The 14,048-nt window shown below is 67.2% G+C and carries 15 protein-coding genes; 5 read left to right on the top strand and 10 right to left on the bottom strand.

The window, feature by feature from the left end; all coding sequences use genetic code 11:
* Position 1: 1 nt before the first annotated feature.
* From C1932_RS07125 to grxD, 7 genes are all read right to left on the bottom strand, one after another.
* Positions 2-1,168: a PilW family protein gene (locus tag C1932_RS07125; RefSeq protein ID WP_108761683.1), complete on the bottom strand. Its 1,167-nt coding sequence runs from the start codon at positions 1,166-1,168 to the stop codon at positions 2-4.
* Positions 1,165-1,641, bottom strand: coding sequence for a type IV pilus modification protein PilV (gene pilV, locus C1932_RS07120; protein WP_108752687.1), 477 nt, complete (start codon positions 1,639-1,641; stop codon positions 1,165-1,167). The genes C1932_RS07125 and pilV overlap by 4 nt, the downstream gene beginning before the upstream one ends.
* Entirely contained in the window at positions 1,638-2,153 is a 516-nt protein-coding gene (locus tag C1932_RS07115) for a Tfp pilus assembly protein FimT/FimU (RefSeq protein ID WP_108761682.1), read from the bottom strand. Before C1932_RS07115 ends, pilV begins: the two co-directional genes overlap by 4 nt.
* Positions 2,154-2,360: 207 nt before the next feature.
* Complete coding sequence (ppnN, locus tag C1932_RS07110; protein ID WP_108749166.1) at positions 2,361-3,749, bottom strand: nucleotide 5'-monophosphate nucleosidase PpnN; 1,389 nt, start codon at positions 3,747-3,749, stop codon at positions 2,361-2,363.
* A gap of 252 nt (positions 3,750-4,001) precedes the next feature.
* Positions 4,002-7,214 (bottom strand): carboxypeptidase regulatory-like domain-containing protein, encoded by a 3,213-nt coding sequence (locus C1932_RS07105; protein ID WP_234412320.1) that lies wholly within the window; start codon positions 7,212-7,214, stop codon positions 4,002-4,004.
* Between the two features lie 229 nt (positions 7,215-7,443).
* Entirely contained in the window at positions 7,444-8,217 is a 774-nt protein-coding gene (locus tag C1932_RS07100) for an SDR family NAD(P)-dependent oxidoreductase (protein ID WP_108761680.1), read from the bottom strand.
* Positions 8,214-8,534: a Grx4 family monothiol glutaredoxin gene (gene grxD, locus C1932_RS07095; protein ID WP_108749163.1), complete on the bottom strand. Its 321-nt coding sequence runs from the start codon at positions 8,532-8,534 to the stop codon at positions 8,214-8,216. Before grxD ends, C1932_RS07100 begins: the two co-directional genes overlap by 4 nt.
* Positions 8,535-8,653: 119 nt before the next feature.
* Between grxD and C1932_RS07090 the strand changes: the two genes are divergently transcribed.
* Positions 8,654-9,232: a superoxide dismutase gene (locus C1932_RS07090; RefSeq protein WP_108761679.1), complete on the top strand. Its 579-nt coding sequence runs from the start codon at positions 8,654-8,656 to the stop codon at positions 9,230-9,232.
* A 38-nt stretch (positions 9,233-9,270) separates the two neighbouring features.
* Here C1932_RS07090 and C1932_RS07085 read toward each other — a convergent pair whose 3' ends face one another.
* From C1932_RS07085 to purE, 3 genes are all read right to left on the bottom strand, one after another.
* Complete coding sequence (locus C1932_RS07085; protein ID WP_108752682.1) at positions 9,271-9,612, bottom strand: carboxymuconolactone decarboxylase family protein; 342 nt, start codon at positions 9,610-9,612, stop codon at positions 9,271-9,273.
* A 97-nt stretch (positions 9,613-9,709) separates the two neighbouring features.
* The gene (locus C1932_RS07080) at positions 9,710-10,858 is read right to left on the bottom strand and encodes a 5-(carboxyamino)imidazole ribonucleotide synthase (protein WP_108761678.1); all 1,149 of its coding nucleotides are present in this window, start codon (positions 10,856-10,858) and stop codon (positions 9,710-9,712) included.
* Positions 10,855-11,358 carry a 5-(carboxyamino)imidazole ribonucleotide mutase gene (gene purE / locus C1932_RS07075; protein ID WP_079221357.1) on the bottom strand — a complete coding sequence of 168 codons (504 nt, stop codon included), beginning with the start codon at positions 11,356-11,358 and terminating at the stop codon, positions 10,855-10,857. The genes C1932_RS07080 and purE overlap by 4 nt, the downstream gene beginning before the upstream one ends.
* Before the next feature lie 58 nt (positions 11,359-11,416).
* On the opposite strand from purE, the gene C1932_RS07070 reads away from it, so the two are divergent.
* The 4 genes from C1932_RS07070 to C1932_RS07055 all read left to right on the top strand — a co-directional run bounded on the left by C1932_RS07070 (position 11,417) and on the right by C1932_RS07055 (position 14,011).
* The gene (locus tag C1932_RS07070) at positions 11,417-11,686 is read left to right on the top strand and encodes a Trm112 family protein (RefSeq protein ID WP_005408847.1); all 270 of its coding nucleotides are present in this window, start codon (positions 11,417-11,419) and stop codon (positions 11,684-11,686) included.
* Complete coding sequence (gene nadC / locus C1932_RS07065) at positions 11,683-12,534, top strand: carboxylating nicotinate-nucleotide diphosphorylase (protein ID WP_108761677.1); 852 nt, start codon at positions 11,683-11,685, stop codon at positions 12,532-12,534. Before C1932_RS07070 ends, nadC begins: the two co-directional genes overlap by 4 nt.
* Before the next feature lie 114 nt (positions 12,535-12,648).
* Positions 12,649-13,593: a DUF2272 domain-containing protein gene (locus tag C1932_RS07060; protein ID WP_234412319.1), complete on the top strand. Its 945-nt coding sequence runs from the start codon at positions 12,649-12,651 to the stop codon at positions 13,591-13,593.
* A 67-nt stretch (positions 13,594-13,660) separates the two neighbouring features.
* Positions 13,661-14,011, top strand: a complete 351-nt coding sequence (locus C1932_RS07055) for a DUF3301 domain-containing protein (protein ID WP_108761676.1) — start codon at positions 13,661-13,663, stop codon at positions 14,009-14,011.
* Positions 14,012-14,048: the final 37 nt, after the last annotated feature.

Below are 14,048 nucleotides of genomic sequence, written 5' to 3'. Positions count from 1 at the left end.
ATCAGTTCCCGAAGAGGCGGTTACGCAGGGCAATGGTGGATTCGTAGGCGGCGCGGTAGCGTGCGTCGTTCGGCGTGGACGGCGCGAAGCCGACGCCGAGCATGCGCGGGTAGCGCAGCGCATCGGTGGCCGCTTCGGCCTGCGAGGGCTGCGGGCTGCGCGCCAGGATGCCGACCTGCACCTGGCCCACGCGCCGCCACTGCGCCGCTGCCGCTGCGTTGGTGCCGGTGGACACGCCGCTGGCAATGGCCACGGTGGTGATGTTGCCGGTGGGCGGGGTGGTGCTGGTGATGGCCGCGGTGCTGTCCAGGCCGAACAGCAGCTGCAGGTTCTCAATGCCTTCCACCAGTTCTTCGGCGGCGGCGTAGCCGTCGGCACCGTCCGAGCGCGCACGCATCAGCGCCGGTTCGCCGGTGGTACCGGAGGTACCCACGAAATACACCACCGATTCAGCGCGGTAGATCATGGTCTGGCCGGTGGGCTGCACGGTGTAGCGGTCCAGGTTGGCGCCGCTGGCGGTGACCTGGCCTTCGGCATACGTGCCCTTGAACACGTTCACATGGCTGCAGTCGGCCACGCCGAACAGTGTGGGCGCAGCCACGCCACCTTCCAGCAGGCGCTTGCCAATGGTGCCGTCGAAGCCGACCACGCTGTTGGCGGCGGGCGCCAGCGCGGTGACCGGCACGCCTTCGGCGGCCAGATAGCGCAGCACCAGGACATCACTGCCAGCGCGCGGCTTGAGTGCACTGATCGAACTCGGCAGGCCCGTCACCGCCGGCCAGCTGCCACCGACGGTCAGGCTGGTGCCCGGCCCGGTGCCCGGGGCCTCATAGCCCTGGATGCTGACACTGAAATCCAGCGGATGGCCCGAACCGGTGGCGGCGCCGGTGTTGATGGTCGGGTCGCCCTCGCCCTTCACGAAATGCGCCTGGTCATTCACACAGCCGAAGTGGCCGGCCATGCGGATGTCGCGCTGCAGGAACTCCAGCGCGAAGCGACCGTTTTCCTGCGCGCGGGCATTGCCTTCGGCCAGCCGCGAGGCGGTGCGCGAGGCGATGAACACCTGCACCACGCCCAGCATCAGCACCAGGCCGATGACCATGGCCACCATCATTTCGATCAGCGACAGACCGGCGGCGTGGCGGCGGGAGGACAGGTGCGCGCTCACAGCTGCGATACCAGGGTGAAGGTGGTGCGGGCATTGGGATCCTGCGGATCCCAGCGCTGGTCGCCCCAGGCGATGCCCACGGTGACCCGGCCGTTGGCGTTGAGCACGGTGGCGCTGGCGCCCTCGCCCAGCGACTGCACCACCTGACACTGCCAGCGGGTGATGTTGCTGGCCACGCCCTGGTCGGCGCCGAGTACGCGGGTGCAGGAACTGGCGCTGACCGAGTTGGCCGCGAAGCTGGCACCGGTGTACCAGCCCGCCTGGTAGCGGTTGCTGCGCATCTGGTCCAGCAGATCGTAGGCCAGGTTGGTGGCCTGGGTGCGGTAGTTGGCGCTTTGCACGAAGCGCACGTTCATGGTCTGCAGCAGGGCGAAGCCGAGCAGGCCGAAGCCGAGGATCAGGATGGCGATCAGCACTTCCAGCAGGCTGAAGCCGGCCTGGCGCCGCGAGAACGAGGGAAGACGACGGCTCATTGGCAGGCGGCCTTGGTGGAGGTGATCTGGCCTGCCGCGTTGACGGACAGGGTACGGCGCTGGGGATCGCTGCCGCATTTCACCGGCTGCAGGGTGATCTGCTGGGTGGCGGCCGCACGGCGGCGACCGCGGGCGTCGAAGGCGACTTCGGCCGCCGGGCCGGTGACGGTGACCGAATCGGAGGTGACCGCAACGAAGCGCAGCACGACCTCGTTGGCGCCCTTGCTGCCGTTGCCGTCCACGTCGGCCCAGGCCAGCATGCCCGAGCGCCAGGCGCCATCGCAGCTGCTGCCGTCAGAGCTGCCGCAGACCCCGCCGCCGCGCTTGTTGCGCACGGCCTCGCTGCGGGCCAATGACAACAGGCCGGTCATTTCATTGCCGGCCGAGGCGATGCGGTTGGAACGGATGGTGCTCTGGAAACTCGGAAACGCAATGGTGCCGAGAATGGCGACCACCGCGATGGTGACCATCAACTCGACCAGCGTGAAGCCGTTGGACCGGCGCAGTTTCATTGGACGCTCCCCAGCGTGTTGGTGGCCACGATGGCGCAGCCACCGGCCGCCGGCAAGCGGCGGCAGGATGAACGGTCAGTTCCGGGCGATGGGCGTCAAAGGGTTGACACGCCAGCGTGCCGGACGGGGGTCGGAGCCCCTGCGGGGATCCGACCCCGGGTCGGTGCTATGGGGTCGGATCCCCGCAGGGGCTCCGACCCCGGCCAGTCAGGCCAGCACCTGGTAGCAGGGCTGGTATTCGCCGGAGATCTTCATCCGGCGCTGGTCGACGAACGCGCGCAGCAGCGCGTCCAGGGCCTGCATCATGTCGGCGTCGCCATGGATCTGGAACGGACCGAATTCCTCGATGCGGCGCATGCCGTCTTCCTTCACGTTGCCGGCCACGATGCCCGAGAAAGCCCGGCGCAGGTCGGCTGCCAGCGCGTGCGGGGCACGGCCGTGGTGCAGGTCCAGCGCGGCCATCGCTTCGTGGGTCGGCACGAACGGCTGCTGGTACTCCCACGGAATCTCGATGGACCAGTTGAAGAAGAACGAATCCTTCTGCGCCAGGCGGTACTCACGCACCTGCTTGATGCCGCTGGCCATCTTCTTGGCCACGGCCACCGGGTCGCCGATGATGATCTCGTAGCGGTCGGCTGCCGCGTCGCCCAGGGTCAGGCGGATGAAGCGGTCGATCTGCTCGAAGTACGGCGCGGCCACGGTCGGGCCGGTCAGGATCAGCGGGAACGGCAGGTCCTTGTTTTCCTCGCGCAGCAGGATGCCCAGCAGGTACAGGATCTCTTCGGCGGTACCGACGCCACCGGCGAACACGATGATGCCGTGGCCGATGCGGACGAAGGCCTCCAGGCGCTTCTCGATGTCCGGCATGATGACCAGGTGGTTGACGATCGGGTTCGGCGACTCGGCCGCGATGATGCCCGGCTCAGTCAGGCCGATGTAGCGGGTGACCGTCCTGCGCTGCTTGGCATGGGCGATGGTGGCGCCCTTCATCGGGCCCTTCATGGCGCCCGGGCCGCAGCCGGTGCAGATGTCCAGGCCGCGCAGGCCCAGCTCGTAGCCCACCTGCTTGGTGTACAGGTACTCGTCGCGGCCGATCGAATGGCCGCCCCAGCACACCACCAGGTTCGGGTCGCCGGGGTTGAGGATGCGCGCGTTGCGCAGCAGGCCGAACACCGCGTTGGTGATGCCTTCGGACGATTCCAGCTCGGCCGCGTAGGCCGGGCCCATCTCGATGGCCATGTAGGCCAGGTCACGCACCACCGCGAACAGCAGCTCGGCCACGCCGCGGATGATCTCGCCGTCGACGAAGGCCATCGCCGGGGCGTTGACCAGGTCGATGCGCACGCCGCGATCCTGCTGCGCCACCTGGATGTCGAAATCGGGGTAGAGATCACGCGCGGCGCGCGGATCGTCCGAGGCACTGCCACTGGTCAGCACGGCCAGTGCGCAGCGGCGCAACAGCTCGTGCATGCCACCGCCGGAGGCATCGCGCAGGCGCGCCACTTCGGCGCGCGACAACACATCCAGCCCACCACGCGGGTAGATCCGCGCATCCTGCACCGGCAGCGCACGGGCTGCCTTTTCGTTCGTGGTCATATCCAACTTTTCGCTTCCTTCAAGGTTTCCGACTGTACTGCCGCCCCCTTAAAAAGCAAAACGGCCGGGAAACCCGACCGTTGGATGCGTGCTGACCCCGTTCGCCGTTGCTGGGACCGCCGTTGCGGCGAAGGCGCCGCGCACGTGTCTGGATGCTACGCCGAAGCCAAACGCCCCGCAAGCACTTTCGCCTGAACGGAAAACGGCCGGGTTTCCCCGGCCGTTTCCGTGTGCAGCAACTACGTCAGTTCATCAGAACTGGTAGCGGAAGCCCAGCTGCAGCGACCACTGCGAGACGCCGACGTCAAAGCCGTCTGCGTCCGCGTTGGCCACGGTCGGGGTGTCCGCGCCGCGGTAGTTGTACACGTACTTGCCCTGATACATGCCCTGCAAGGTAGCCACACGGCTGTCGGCGAAGAAGCCGTAGTCGTAAATGTTGCCCCACTTCTTGTTCAGCATGTTGCCGATGTTCTGCACATCCAGCCAGATCTCGGACTTGTGGCCCTTCATGAAGCCCGGCAGCTGCTGGCTGATGCGCAGGTCGAAGGTGTTGATCCAGCCGGTACGGAACTGGTTGGCACCCGGCGTGGTGCCGGCGTACTTGGCCAGGTCCGGGTTGGCGGCCAGCCATGCGAAGAAGTTCTTTTCCATGGCAGCGTCGGCGGTGAACTGGCCATTGGCTGCCAGCGTACCAAACAGCACGTCGCCCGGGCCCTTCGGCACGTAGAACAGGTCGTTGGCGCTGCGGCCGTCGCCGTTGGCATCGTTGACGAAGACGTAGCTGTACGGACGACCGCTGCGGCCTTCGTACACCAGGCCGATCTTGGTTTCGTAATCGCCGAAGAACTTGTGCTTCCAGTTCAGCGCACCCGACAGGCGGTCACGGATCTGGTAGCGCGAGGTGTTCTCGATTTCGGTGTTGGCGTCGAAGGCGTACTGGTAGTTCCAACCCGAGCTGGCGGTGGAGCTGGTCAGCGAGCCGACTTCGGTCGCATCGGTGTAGGTGTAGCCGATGTTCCAGGACCAGTCACTGGTTTCCGACCACGGCTTGCTCAGCGACGCGGTGAACTGCGACGTGCGGCCCTTGTCGGTGTTGGTGATCAGGTAGACGTTGTTGTAGTTGGCACGGTTGCGGCCAAAACGGGCGTCGCCCGAGGTCCAGGCGCCGTTCTTGCTGGCGCTGTAGAACATGTCACGACCGTCCGGCCCCTGATACTGCACCGGACCCAGGTTCAGGTTCTGGTAGAACAGGCCGTCCTTGACCTTGGTGACCAGCAGTTCGGCCGAAGCCACGATGCCGTACCACGGGGTTTCGTGGTCGAAGGCCAGGTTGGCCTTGTAGGTCGACGGCATGCGGAAGTCATTGCCGACGAAGTTGACGTTCTGCACGGCCGAACCTGCGCCTGCCGGAACCGGCTGGCTGTCCTTGTCCGGGCTGAAGACCAGGGTCGGATCGTAAACGGTGCGATTGTAGACGCTGGTGTTGAAACCGGTCGCCGAGTAGCTGTTGCTCAGCCACACCTGCGGGGAATCACCCTGGAACAGGCCCACGCCGCCGCGCAGCTGGGTCGGACGCTCGGTGTCGAAGGTGTAGTTGAAACCGAAGCGCGGCTGGACCAGGAACTTGTTGTTCAGGACCTTGCTGTTGTTATAACCGAAGAAGGTCGAGGCCGGTGCGTTGTAGGCCGGTGCCGGGCTGGTGTCCGGACGGTCAGCGCGCAGACCCAGGGTCAGGGTCAGGTTGCTGTTGACGTACCAGGTGTCCTGCACGAACAGAGCCAGGTTGCTGTACTTGTAGTCAGCGGCGATCGAACCGGCGCTGCGCTCCGGGGCGTAGTCGTAGGTGCTCCAGATACCGTTGGCGAAGTTGTTCAGGCCAAAGAAGGTATAGGTGCCCCACGAGTTGGCGCCATAGTAGTTGTAGATGTCGTTGGTGTCGTAGGAGGCACCGAACTTGACGTCGTGGTCACCCAGGGTCAGGGTGCCGGCGGCGTAGTAGTTCCACGCCTTGGTTTCGAGGATATTGTCCTGCGAGTTGACTTCGGTACCCAGGTACAGCGAGTCACCCGACGGCGCAGCCTGGGTGCCGCCGAAGTAGATGCGGATGCTGGGCGCGTTGGTGTTGACGGCACGGATGGCCGAGTATTCGCGGTACGAAGCCTTCAGTTCGGTCGAGAAGTTGTCGGTCCAGTCACTGAAGACCTGGGCAACGTAGCTTTCGTTGGTCTTGTTGTGCTGGTACCAGTACGAGCTCAGCGACGCCGAGCTGGTGGTCATGCCGTTGATGCGCAGCTTGCTCTGGTCGATCTTGCTGTAGCGCACGCTGGCACGGTGGTTGTCGCTGATGTTCCAGTCCAGCTTCAGCGCGTACTCTTCCATGTTCGTGTCGCCATTGCTTTCCAGGCCACCGGCGTCGATGCCGTAGCCCTGGGCAATTTCCTGCGCACGGGTCACGTCAGCCAGGGTGAACTGGCCATTGGCCTTGCCCAGCGGCGTGGTCGACAGGTCCGCACCCGGTGCGGCCTGTTCGAACTTTTCGTAGTTGGCGAAGAAGAACAGCTTGTCCTTGACGATCGGGCCGCCCAAGGTCATGCCGTAGGTCTTTTCCTTGGTGAAACCGTTGAAGGGCTGGCCTTCCGGGTTGTCACCGAACCAGTCGCCGTCGCGGTAGGTGCCGTAGACCGAACCGTGGAATTCATTGGTACCGGACTTGGTGACCGCGTTGACGGTGGCACCGGCGGCGGCAGCGATGCTGACGTCGTAGTTGGACAGGTTGATGTCCAGCGCTTCGATGGCTTCCATTGCGACCGGCTGGCGGCGGGTCGGCATGTTGTTGCCTTCCAGACCGAAGGTGTCGCTGGCCGACACGCCGTCGATGTTGATCGAGTTGTAGCGCGGGTTCTGGCCACCGGCCGAGATCGAGCCCGAGGCGCGGTCGATGAAGGTGACGCGCGGGTCAAGGCGCATCAGATCCTGGATGTTGCCGCCGATGGACGGCGCAACTTCGATCTGCTGCTGGCTGAGGTTGGTGCCCGAGCCCATCTTGGTGGCGCTGAACACTTCCGAGCCGCCGCCGACAGCGGTGACCTGCACGGTGTCCAGGTTGGTGGCGCCGGCCAGGTCACCGGCCAGGGTGGCGTTGATGGTGCCGGTCTGGTTCACGCCCAGGTAGACGCCATCTTCGGTCTTGGTGCCTTCACCCGGCTTGGTGATGGTGATGGTGTACGGACCGCCCACGCGCAGGCCGCGCGCGTTGTAGCGACCGGCCGCGTCGGTGGTCGCACGCGAGACGGTGCCCGACTCACTGTGGGTGATGGTGACTTCAGCGCCGGCAACGGGCTGGCCGCTGCGGGACACGACCTGGCCGCCGACACCGGCAGAGGTGCTCTGGGCGAAGGCGGGGGCGGCGGCAAGTGCAGCCACGAGACCAAGGGTGAGCTTGGACATCCGGAGTGGGTGGGTCATTTTTCGGTAGCCTCGATGCGAGTTGGCGATGGCGGAAAAAAAGCGCATCCAAACAGCCTTGCGGGTGGCTGCTCGGAGATTTATCTGGGGTTCCCTACCGTGAACGGCAGCTGCCGCAACGGTTAACACTAGATTAACACGCTATCCCATCAATGTGACGGTTGTGCGACAAACGGCACCGGATCGCAACGCTATCGTGACGGAATCTTCATTCCGGGCTATCGCTTACTTAACGGGATACGGTGTCCGCGCGGGCGTCAAGCACCAGGCCCCGCCAGGGGTGGCCGGCGGCGGACAGCAGCGCGACCGCGGCCTCGGCTGCCGTTTCCGGCCCTACGGCGCTTGCGTCCTGGTCGATCGAGTAGGCACGGGCGCGCAGCGCCGTGCGCAGAGGGCCGGGGTACAGCCCTGCCACCCGCACCGGGCCCTTGGCCAGTTCATCGTGCAGGCTGGCGATCAACCCGCGCAGCCCATGCTGGGCCACGCCATAGCCACCCCAGTAGGCCTGCCCCACCCGCTCGGGCGCATCCACGGCGAACACCAGGGCGGCATCCTCGCGCTGGCGCAGCAGGGGCAGGCAGGCCTGGGCCAGCCAGGCCGGTGCGGTGAGAGTGACATGCACGGCGCGGGCGAAGCTGGCCGGGTCGGCCAGTTCAAACGGGGTCAGGCCGGGGAAGTGCGCGGCGCACACCAGCACCCCATCCAGGCGCCCCAGCTCGCGGCCGATGGCCTGCGCCAGGTCGGCGTAGTCGTCAGGGCTGGCCCCTTCCAGATCCAGCGGATACAGCAGGGGTTCGGGGCCCACGGCCTGGACCTGGGCATAGACCCGGTCCAGGCGGCGCGGCTTGCGCCCCAGCAGGACCACTGTTGCACCGGCCCGGGCGGCGGCTACCGCCGCGGCACCGCCCAGCCCTCCGCCGGCGCCGGCCACCAGTACCACGCGGTCCCGCAGGGGACGGCCATCGAGCGCCGTATCGGTCGACGTCGACGACCAGGCACTCATCCCTGGGTGGCCTCTTCGACGATGCGCTTGAGCTCGCCGGCCTCGAACAGTTCCATGATGATGTCGCAGCCGCCGATCAGCTCGCCGTTGATGAACAACTGCGGGAAGGTGGGCAGGTTGGAGAAGCGCGGCAGGTTGGCGCGGATCTCCGGCTCTTCGAGCACGTTGACCGTGCGCAGCGACACCGCGCCTGCGGCCATCAACGCCTGCACGGCACGGCTGGAGAAGCCGCACATCGGGTATTGCGGGGTGCCTTTCATGAACAGCACGAGCGGGTAACGATCCACCTCGGCCTGGATTTGCTGCATTACCGCCACACCTCACTCCTTGCTTCGCCGGACAAACCAACCGCGATGGTCGGCTAGACTGCCCACGGTAGCCGCCATTGTAAGCCGATGGTACCGGCTGCCACCGCTCCCTGGCCACGAACCTGTCCATGTCTGTCGAACTGCCTGCCCTGCCCTACCTTCCCGGCTCCCTGCAGCCGCACCTGTCGGCCGCCACCGTGGAGCTGCACCACGGCCGCCACCATCGCGCCTACGTGGACGCGGTGAACACCGCCATTGCCGGCACCGAATGGGAAGAGGCCACGCTGGAAGACATCGTGCGCCAGACCCAGGGCGCGCTGTTCGATGCCGCCGCCCAGGCCTGGAACCACGGGTTCTACTGGCAATGCCTGCGCCCGCGCGGCGGCGGCGAACCGCAGGGGCGCCTGGGCGAGCTGGTGAAGCGCCAGTTTGGCGATGCGCAGCGCCTGCGCGAGGAATTCAACCGCGCTGCGCTGGGCCTGTTCGGCTCGGGCTGGGCCTGGCTGGTGCAGCACCCTGGCGGGCAACTGGGCATCCAGGTCACCCGCAATGGCGGCACGCCCCTGACCGGCGACAGCACGCCACTGCTGTGCTGCGACCTGTGGGAACACGCCTACTACACCGACTACCAGAACGAGCGCGCGCGCTATCTGGACGGGTTCTGGCAGCTGGTCAACTGGGAATTCGCCGAAAGCCAGCTGCGCTGAGGCGGAGCGCCGGGCCATGCCCGGCGACGCCGCACGCCTCACGCGTTCTCGTGTGCGGCCACTGCATCCATCACCCGCGCCGAATACACCAGCGCGGCGCCGGCATTGAGCGACACCGCCACACCCAGCGCCTCGGCAATCTCTTCGCGGCTGGCGCCCTGCTTCAGCGCCGCATCCACGTGCACGGTGATGCAGCCATCGCAGCGGGTGGTGACCGCCACGGCCAGCGCTATCAGTTCGCGGGTCTTGGCATCCAGGTGGTTGGTCTGCGCGCCGGCGTTGGCCAGCGTCGCGTAGCCCTTCAGGGTATCGGGCGAGAGCTTGCCGATCTCGCCGATGCGGCCCTTCAGTTCCTTGCGGTAAGCGTTCCAGTCGAGCATGGCGGTGACTCCGGGGAAAGGAGCCCCACGCTACCACCGCAGGGGCTGCGCCGATGCGTACACCGGCGCGCCACAATGTTGCAGCGTTGCGCCCGCCTCAGCGGTTGCGCAGCGCGTGTACCGCCGGGGCGACCTGCGCCTGGCGGTCCAGCTCCAGCCCGACCTGCTCCAGGGCATCGGCCAGGGCATCGGCCTGGTCGTCGCGCAGCGTGGCATGGCCCACCTTGCGGCCATCGCGCGGCTGCTTGCCGTAGTCGTGCCAATGGCCGCTGGCCTGGCCCAGCACCGGCGCCGGATCGGGCATGGCGCCCAGCCAGTTCAGCATGCAGGCATGGCCGAGCATGCGGGTGCTGCCCAGCGGCAGGCCCAGCACGGCACGCAGGTGGTTCTCGAACTGCGAGGTTTCGCTGCCTTCGATGGTCCAGTGCCCGGAATTGTGCACGCGCGGCGCCATCTCGTTGGCCAGCAGTTCGCCATCGCGGCAGAACAGTTCCAGTGCGAACACGCCTACGTACTGCAGGTGTTCGGCCACGCGGCGCGCGTAGCCAATGGCAGCTTCGTGCTCTGCTGCGGACAGCACGGCCGGGGCCACGCTGGCCGACAGCACGCCATCGACATGCCAGTTGCCGGTGACCGGCCAGGCCTGGAAGCTGCCATCGCGGCCACGCACGGCCACCACGCTCACTTCGCGCTGGAAGGCAACGAAGCCTTCCAGGATCAGCCCGGTGCGCTCGACCTGCGCGCCCAGCGCATCCCAAGCGGCGTCGATGTCGGCCGCGCTGCGCAGACGGAACTGGCCCTTGCCGTCGTAGCCCAGGCGGCGGGTCTTGAGGATGCACGGCAGACCGAACTCGGCGGCCTTCGCGGCCAGCTCGTCACGGCTGCGGATATCGGCAAAGGCCGGCAGCGGAATGCCCAGTTGCTGGAACAGGGTCTTCTCGCTCAGCCGGTCCTGGGCCACCGCCAGCGCGGCCGGCGGCGGGTAGACCGGCACGCGGTCGGCCAGGAACTGCGCGCTGTCGGCCGGCACGTTCTCGAAATCGAAGGTGACCACATCCACCTTGGCGGCGAACGCGGCCAGCGCCTGGCGGTCGTCGAAGGCGGCCACGGTGAGCGGCGCCAACGGCCCACTGCAGGCGTCGGCCGCCGGATCGAACAGTTCAAAGCGCAGGCCCAGCGGCGCACCGGCCAGGACCATCATGCGGGCGAGCTGGCCGCCGCCCAGGATGCCGACGGTCAGGTTCATTGGCGCGGGTCGTCGTGGGCCATCACGTCTTCGGTCTGGCGGGTGCGGAACGCTTCCAGCGCCTGGCCGATGGCCGGCTGGTCGCTGGCCAGCATGGCCGCGGCGAACAGCGCGGCATTGGAGGCACCCGCGTTGCCGATGGCGAAGGTGGCCACCGGAATGCCAGCCGGCATCTGCACGATCGACAGCAGCGAATCCATGCCGTTCAAGGCTTTGGACTGCACCGGCACGCCCAGCACCGGCACCGCGGTCTTGGCCGCGATCATGCCCGGCAGGTGGGCCGCACCGCCGGCACCGGCGATGATGGCGCGCAGGCCGCGCGGGCCGGCTTCTTCGGCATAGCTGAACAACACGTCCGGCGTGCGGTGGGCCGAAACCACCTTCACTTCGAACGGAACACCCAGGGCTTCAAGCTTCTGGGCCGCGTGCTGCATGGTTTCCCAATCGGAGCGGGAACCCATGACGATGCCGACGAGCGGCGCGATCGGGTTGGGGGTCATTGGCCGTCACCTACCTTAAAGACGTATTCTAGCCGTCTTCCACGCAAGACGAAGAACCATGGATCGCAAGCTGCTTGACCTGCTGGTGTCGCCCGATACCCGCCAGCCCCTGTCCCTGCTGGATGGCAAGGGTCTGGAAGCCCTCAACAAGGCCATTTCCGCCGGTGCGGTGAACAAGGCCGATGGCAACCCGCTGGCCCAGCCGCTGCGCGAGGCCCTGGTGACCCGCGACCGCAAGCAGGTGTTCCGGGTGGACGACGGCATTCCGGTGCTGCTGGCCGAGGAGGCCATCCCGACCGCACAGATCGCCGACTTCCCCGCCGCATGAGTGCCCTGCCGACGCCGGATGCGGCCCAGGTCGCGGCCGATGTCGCCCGCGCGTTGGCCGAGGACCTGGGCAGCGGTGATGTCACCGCTGCCCTGCTGCCGGACCAGCCGGACAGCGCCTACCTGCTGTGCAAGCAGGATGCGGTGATCTGCGGCCGCCCGTGGTTCGATGCCACCCATCGCGCGCTCGATCCGCAGGTCCGCATCGACTGGCAGGTGGACGAAGGCGCGGTGGTCAAGGCCGGCACCGTGCTGGCCCTGCTGCAGGGCCGCAGCCGCAGCCTGGTCAGTGCCGAGCGCACCTCGCTGAATTTCCTGCAGACCCTGTCCGGCACCGCCACCACCACCGCGCGCCATGTGGCGGCCGTGGCCGGCACCGGCACGCGCATCCTCGATACCCGCAAGACCCTGCCCGGCCTGCGCCTGGCGCAGAAGTACGCGGTGCGCTGCGGTGGCGGCGACAACCACCGGTTCGGCCTGTACGACACGGTGATGCTGAAGGAAAACCACATCCGCGCCGCCGGCTCGCTGTCGGCCGCGGTGGCTGCTGCACGCCAGCAGTGGCCGCAGCTGCCGCTGGTGGTGGAAGTGGAAGACCTGGACCAGCTGCAGCAGGCGCTGGACGCCGGCTGCGAGCGCATCCTGCTGGATGATTTCAGCGCCGACCTGCGGCGCGAGGCGGTGCGCATCACCGCCGGCCGCATTCCACTGGAAGTATCCGGCAGCGTGGGCCTGGACGGCCTGCGCGCCATTGCAGAAGACGGCGTCGACTGCATTTCCATTGGCGGCCTGACCAAGCATGTGCAGGCGATCGATCTGTCGCTGAAGCTGGGCCCGCCGCCGGGTTGAGGCCTGGCATGGGGTCAGATCCCTTTCCCACGGGAAAGGGATCTGACCCCGTTCTCACACCCTGCGTTCACGACGGCACTGCGACGCTGCGGCCATCCCCCACAGGAGCCGCGCATGCGCCGGATGCTGTTGCCTGCCTGCCTGCTGCTGGCCGCCGCGCCGCTGTCGGCCGCCGCCGCCGAAGCCTGCGACGTGCCACCCCGCTATGGCCTGAGCCCACTGGCGATCTCCATCCGCAACGCGGCCTGCAACGAACACCGGCTGTGGTACCGCGCCTTCATCGACCGCGAAGGCCGTGCGGCCAGCCTCACCGTCACCGAGGCCGAGAGCGGCCATCTGGCTGACAACGGCCTGGTGGCCTGGCGGCGCGTGGCCGCCTACTGGCGTGACAGCGGCACCTTGAACGCGATGGGTAGCATCGACGGCGCCAGCAGCTGCCTGGCGCCCCTGGGGGTGCGCTACACCGACAGCGACTGCCGCGCCTTCCTGGTTGACAACCCGTGGTCGGCCGCGTTCATTTCCTGGGTGATGGTGCGCGCCGGGGTACCCGGCTTCACCACCTCGCCGCGCCACATCGACTACATCCGCGCTGCCTACCAGGCCGGTCCGGCCGGCAGCCCGTACCGGCTGCTGGACCCGGCCACCGCCAAGCCCGCCCCCGGCGACATGGTGTGCTACCTGCGCGACCGCAGCAGCACCCTCAGCTACAGCGGGCTGGTGCAGGCACTGGGCAACGGCTCGGTGGGCCATTGGAAATCGCATTGCGAAGTCGTGGTGGCCGCCAACCTGGGCGGCGACCAGACCCTGTACCTGGTGGGCGGCAACGTGATGAACACCGTGGCCATGCGCCTGCTGCAACTGGATCGCAGCGGGCGCATCCAGCTGCCGCCGGCACGAGCGCGCGACAGCACCGGCATCGATACCAGTTGCACGCCGGGGCGCGAAGACGAGTGCAGCTTCAATCGACAGGACTGGGCGGCACTGTTGCAGCTGAATGTTGCGGCACCTGCCGCGCCTACTTACCCCAGCGCCCCCGCTGCAGCACCCGTTGGCCGTTGAAGATAACGCTTGATCCCGGCCCGCTTCGCCGCCATCTTGGCTGCATCGACGCCAGACATTCCATGCCATGCCCACCCTGCTCTTGTTGCTGATCGTTGGCGGTATCGTCTACTTCTTCTGGAATGCCGCACGTTCGGCCGCCGAGCGCGCGGTGGAGCTGGGCCGCAATGCCTGCCGTGCCGCCGACGTGCAGTGGCTGGACCAGGCGGTGCATGCCACCGGCCTGCGCCTGTCGCGCGGCGAGGATGGCCGGCTCGGTTTCGAGCGCACCTTCAAGTTCGAGTATTCCTACGATGGCATCGATCGCCATGTCGGGCGCATGGTGCTGCGTGGCGACCAGCTCGTTTCGTTCACCGGACCGGGCGCGGCGCGGATCAGCAGGATCCGCGCGGATGTGGATGAGGCCGAGGATGTGTAGACGGCAATGATGTGCCGACCAACGGTCGGCACCCACA

Source organism: Stenotrophomonas sp. YAU14D1_LEIMI4_1, from assembly GCF_003086815.1.
Lineage (GTDB): Bacteria > Pseudomonadota > Gammaproteobacteria > Xanthomonadales > Xanthomonadaceae > Stenotrophomonas.
The sequence above is the reverse complement of the archived record's forward strand: the minus strand, read 5'-3'. Positions and strand labels throughout refer to the sequence as shown.

Coding starts and splice junctions, on each gene's coding strand:
- purE (WP_079221357.1), bottom strand. CDS start 11,358: ATGACCCCCAACCCGATCGCGCCGCTCGTCGGCATCGTCATGGGTTCC.
- C1932_RS07060 (WP_234412319.1), top strand. CDS start 12,649: ATGCGCCGGATGCTGTTGCCTGCCTGCCTGCTGCTGGCCGCCGCGCCG.
- C1932_RS07100 (WP_108761680.1), bottom strand. CDS start 8,217: ATGAGTGCCTGGTCGTCGACGTCGACCGATACGGCGCTCGATGGCCGT.
- C1932_RS07090 (WP_108761679.1), top strand. CDS start 8,654: ATGTCTGTCGAACTGCCTGCCCTGCCCTACCTTCCCGGCTCCCTGCAG.
- C1932_RS07080 (WP_108761678.1), bottom strand. CDS start 10,858: ATGAACCTGACCGTCGGCATCCTGGGCGGCGGCCAGCTCGCCCGCATG.
- C1932_RS07115 (WP_108761682.1), bottom strand. CDS start 2,153: ATGAAACTGCGCCGGTCCAACGGCTTCACGCTGGTCGAGTTGATGGTC.
- C1932_RS07085 (WP_108752682.1), bottom strand. CDS start 9,612: ATGCTCGACTGGAACGCTTACCGCAAGGAACTGAAGGGCCGCATCGGC.
- pilV (WP_108752687.1), bottom strand. CDS start 1,641: ATGAGCCGTCGTCTTCCCTCGTTCTCGCGGCGCCAGGCCGGCTTCAGC.
- C1932_RS07055 (WP_108761676.1), top strand. CDS start 13,661: ATGCCCACCCTGCTCTTGTTGCTGATCGTTGGCGGTATCGTCTACTTC.
- ppnN (WP_108749166.1), bottom strand. CDS start 3,749: ATGACCACGAACGAAAAGGCAGCCCGTGCGCTGCCGGTGCAGGATGCG.
- C1932_RS07070 (WP_005408847.1), top strand. CDS start 11,417: ATGGATCGCAAGCTGCTTGACCTGCTGGTGTCGCCCGATACCCGCCAG.
- nadC (WP_108761677.1), top strand. CDS start 11,683: ATGAGTGCCCTGCCGACGCCGGATGCGGCCCAGGTCGCGGCCGATGTC.
- C1932_RS07105 (WP_234412320.1), bottom strand. CDS start 7,214: ATGACCCACCCACTCCGGATGTCCAAGCTCACCCTTGGTCTCGTGGCT.